Here is a 935-nt window from a genome sequence, read left to right as displayed (position 1 = left end):
ACGGCATGATGGGGTGGACGGCGCCCGACGGCATCGGATGTGCCAGAATGAGTTCGTTGAGATCTCAAACAAGGGAGCCGTCCGTGGAACACCTTATCCGTATTGGCATGGATACGTCCAAGAGTGTTTTTCAGCTGCATGGTGTCGACGCTGCGGAGCGTTCGGTGCTGGTGCGTAAATTGCAACGGCGGGCGGTAGTCCCGTTCTTCGCCAAGCTTGCGCCGGTGAGGATCGGGCTGGAGGCGTGCGGTGGCTCGCATTACTGGGCGCGCACGCTGTCGGGGCTGGGTCATGAGGTGGTGCTGATCGCGGCGCAGCACGTGAAGCCGTATGTGCGGCGCGGCAAGCATGACGCGGCTGACGCCGAGGCGATCTGCGAGGCGATGAGCCGGCCCAGGACACGCTTTGTTGGGATCAAGAGCGGCGAGCAGCAAGCGGCGCAGATGCTGTTTGGGGTGCGCGAGCAGCTGGTGCGGCGGCGCACGCAGCTTTCCAACACGATCCGCGGCTACGCAGCCGAATTCGGCCTGGTGGCCGCACAAGGCCTTGCCCGCATCGAGCCACTGCTGGCCCGCATTGCCGGCGACGCGACGGTGCCGGCGCTGGCAAAGGAACTGCTTGAGACGCTCGGCGAGGAATACCGCGCGGTGTGCGCGCGATACGCGGCAATCGACAAGAAGCTGTTGGCCCATCACCGCAAGGACGAGACTGGACAGCGGCTGGCTGCGATGCCCGGCGTCGGGCCGGTCGTGGCGAGCCTGCTCGGCGTCAAGGTCACTGATGCGACAGCGTTCGGTTCGGGACGCGACTTCGCGGCGTGGCTGGGGCTGACGCCGAAGAACCATTCGACCGCCGGCAAGAACCGGCTGGGGGTGATCACGCGGGCCGGCGACGAGATGCTGCGGCAGGCGCTGGTGGTGGGCGCGACGGCCCAC

At 66.5% G+C, this 935-nt stretch carries 1 protein-coding gene; it reads left to right on the top strand.

Translation table 11 applies throughout. The features are described 5' to 3' along the window. Nucleotides 1-83: 83 nt before the first annotated feature. Nucleotides 84-935: IS110 family RNA-guided transposase (locus NKH33_RS33130; protein WP_352923740.1), on the top strand; the 852-nt coding region annotated here is incomplete at its 3' end.

The sequence above is a fragment of the Mesorhizobium sp. M1182 genome (genome assembly GCF_040318335.1).
In the GTDB taxonomy this organism is placed as follows: domain Bacteria; phylum Pseudomonadota; class Alphaproteobacteria; order Rhizobiales; family Rhizobiaceae; genus Mesorhizobium.
Note: the sequence above shows the minus strand (reverse complement) of the source record. Positions and strands in the feature narration are given on the sequence as shown.